2 protein-coding genes, 1 pseudogene and 1 riboswitch are annotated in these 2,567 nt (G+C 65.5%); of the genes and pseudogenes, 1 reads left to right on the top strand and 2 read right to left on the bottom strand.

The window, feature by feature from the left end:
- Positions 1-810: bifunctional hydroxymethylpyrimidine kinase/phosphomethylpyrimidine kinase (gene thiD, locus AQY21_RS08455; RefSeq protein WP_058097262.1), on the bottom strand; the 810-nt coding region annotated here is incomplete at its 3' end.
- A 68-nt stretch (positions 811-878) separates the two neighbouring features.
- Positions 879-982: riboswitch (TPP riboswitch) on the bottom strand.
- A 185-nt stretch (positions 983-1,167) separates the two neighbouring features.
- Here thiD and AQY21_RS08450 point away from each other — a divergent pair.
- Positions 1,168-1,770: an HAD family phosphatase gene (locus tag AQY21_RS08450; protein ID WP_058097261.1), complete on the top strand. Its 603-nt coding sequence runs from the start codon at positions 1,168-1,170 to the stop codon at positions 1,768-1,770.
- A gap of 479 nt (positions 1,771-2,249) precedes the next feature.
- Here the strand turns inward: AQY21_RS08450 and AQY21_RS27720 are convergent.
- Positions 2,250-2,567 (bottom strand): annotated as a pseudogene (locus AQY21_RS27720) (transposase); the annotation flags it as partial.

Below are 2,567 nucleotides of genomic sequence, written 5' to 3'. Positions count from 1 at the left end.
CTCGTGGAAATGATGCACGGGGCCATGGCCCAGCCCCACCGCCAGCTCATCGGCGGCGGCAATGGCGCCTTGCAGCCAGCCATGGGCGCGGGTCACGGCATCGGGCACCGTCATGCCCTGCGCCAGCCCCGCCGCAATGGCCGAGGACAGCGAGCAGCCGGTGCCATGCGTGTTGGGCGTCCGCTGACGCTGCGCGGTCAGGGTCAGCGGCTCCGGCCCGACCAGCAGGTCGGTGCAGGTATCCTCGGTCGCGTGGCCGCCCTTCATCAGCACATGGGCCGCGCCGAGGGCGCAGAGCGCCTCGCCTTGCTCGCGCATCTCCTCGGTTGTCGTGGCGGGCTCGCGTCCCAGAAGCCGTGCGGCCTCGGGCAGATTCGGGGTCAGCACCGTCGCCAGCGGGATCAGCTGTTCCCGCAGCGCCGAGACGGCCTCCTCCGCCAGAAGCGCGTCGCCGGATTTCGCCACCATCACCGGGTCCAGCACCACCGGCACCGGGTTGTCCGCCAGCAGCGCCGCCAGCCGGTCGGCGACGACCGTGATCACATCGGCGCCGCCGACCATGCCGATCTTGACCGCGCGCACCTCGAGATCGCCGAAAACCGCGTCGATCTGCGCCGCGACCATGGCCGGGCTGACCGCCTCGACCGCCGCGACGGTGCGGGTGTTCTGCGCGGTGATCGCCGTGATCACGGAGGCGCCATAGACTCCGAGGGCCGAGAAGCTTTTCAGATCGGCCTGGATTCCCGCGCCGCCGCCGCTGTCCGAGCCGGCGATGGTCAGCGCGATGGGATGGGGCTGCAATCCCGACATGGCCCGCCTTTCGTTTCGACCGGGCATGGGAACGCGGGGCGGATGGGTGGCGGCCTGGGAGTTGCGGGCCGCGTCACTCTACCCTTCCCTACGCCGGCATGACCCGGATCAGGTTCGATGGGTCGGTGCCCGGCACCTCTCAGCCCCGTGCGGGGCTCCCCAAGTGTATGAGTCTTCCGCGTGACACTAGGCCCCGGCGCCCTGCTTTGCAAGGGCCGTGCGTCGTCGGCCCGTCGCGGCGCTGTCACGCATCTGTCCGCCTGGCCGGGCAAGATGGCGGGCGCGCGGCGGCGGTTTCGGGCTTTACAGCCCCGGCCAATCCGGTCGATCTGGGGCCGGCGGAAACGGAAGGATGCGATGAAAAGCGTGATTTTCGACCTGGGCGGGGTGCTGATCGACTGGGATCCGGCGCTGGCCTTTGCGGATGTGTTCACAAGCCGGGCCGAGGCCGAGGCCTGGATGGCCCGCATCGACTTTCCCGGCTGGAACCGGATGCAGGACGGCGGGCGCAGCTTTGCCGAGGGGCTGGCCGCCGCCCGCGCCGAGCATGGCGACGAGGCGCGGCACCTGGCCGGCTATCTGGCGGCTTTTCCCGTCACCATCGAAAAGACCGTCCCCGGCACCTGGGCGATTGCCGAGGCGCTGCTGGCGCGCGGGGTGCCGCTTTATGCGCTGACCAACTGGTCGGCCGAGACCTGGCCCCATGCGCTGGAGCTGCATCCCCGCCTGGGCGCGATCTTCGCCGATATCCTGGTCTCGGGCCAGGTGGGCGCGCTGAAACCCGACCCGGCGATCTTCCGGCTGCTGATGGACCGCAACGGGCTGCGGCCCGAGGACTGCATCTTCATCGACGACAGCCCGGCCCATGTGGAGGGCGCCCGCGCCGTGGGCATGGGCGGGATCCGCTTTACCGGCGCCGAGGCGCTGGGCCGGGAACTGGCGCGGCGCGGGGTGTTTTGAGGGGGTGGCTAGTCCGCTTTGCGGGACGAAGCGGTCGGTCGCAGCTTGCATGAGCAGGAGAAATCTATCAGCAAAGATCTCACGTTGGCATTTAAGAAAGCAACTCAATTAAAACACTGCTTTTAATAAGATACGATAGTCCAGCATGTGCGCCCGACCCATCCGCAACCTTTATGTGGCCAGCATTCACGCCAATCATTTTACTTTCTCGAAATCCGCCGCCGTAAGTAATGCCAGCGCCAGACTGAAGTCCTCTATCTAAAGTAAAAACAGGTGAGCCAGAATAGCCGCCCCATGAGAATCCCTCAATTGCAATGCGCCTTGCGTCGCCGCTGAGACCATGCCCGATAAAATTCTGCGATGGATCACTTGCCACCCACCCCGTTCGCATTACCGGCTGATTAGACGCTCCATGATACACTGGGAAAGCCACAATGTCGGAGATATCTACCTCGGAAAAGTCGGCGTCTGCCGCTAGGTCACGTTGCCAAATGGCGGATCCATAGGCTGATGCAGGCGACATCGACGAAGCCGAGCAAGCTGTCTGCGGTTTATCGTAGCGGGTTGCCAGCCGACGGCTGTTCTTCAGCTTGTTGAAGCAGCGTTCGACCATGTTGCGCAGGGTGTAGATGGTCATGTCGACGGCCTTGCGAACCTTGCGGTTCTTACGCATGGGTATCATCGGCAAGGCGTTGCGGCTTTCGATGTCTTCCCGAATTTCATTGGAATCATAGCCTCTGTCCGCCACCAGAACGGCCGGCTGCGGCAGGTTGTCGGCCATCACCAGGTCATAGCCT

Origin of the sequence: Paracoccus sp. MKU1, assembly GCF_001447385.1 — a bacterium.
Lineage (GTDB): Bacteria > Pseudomonadota > Alphaproteobacteria > Rhodobacterales > Rhodobacteraceae > Paracoccus.
This window is presented reverse-complemented; position numbering and strand designations above follow the sequence as displayed.

Bases quoted from the DNA above. Each gene is read 5' to 3' on its own strand.
- AQY21_RS08450 (WP_058097261.1), top strand. From the start codon at position 1,168: ATGAAAAGCGTGATTTTCGACCTGGGCGGGGTGCTGATCGACTGGGAT.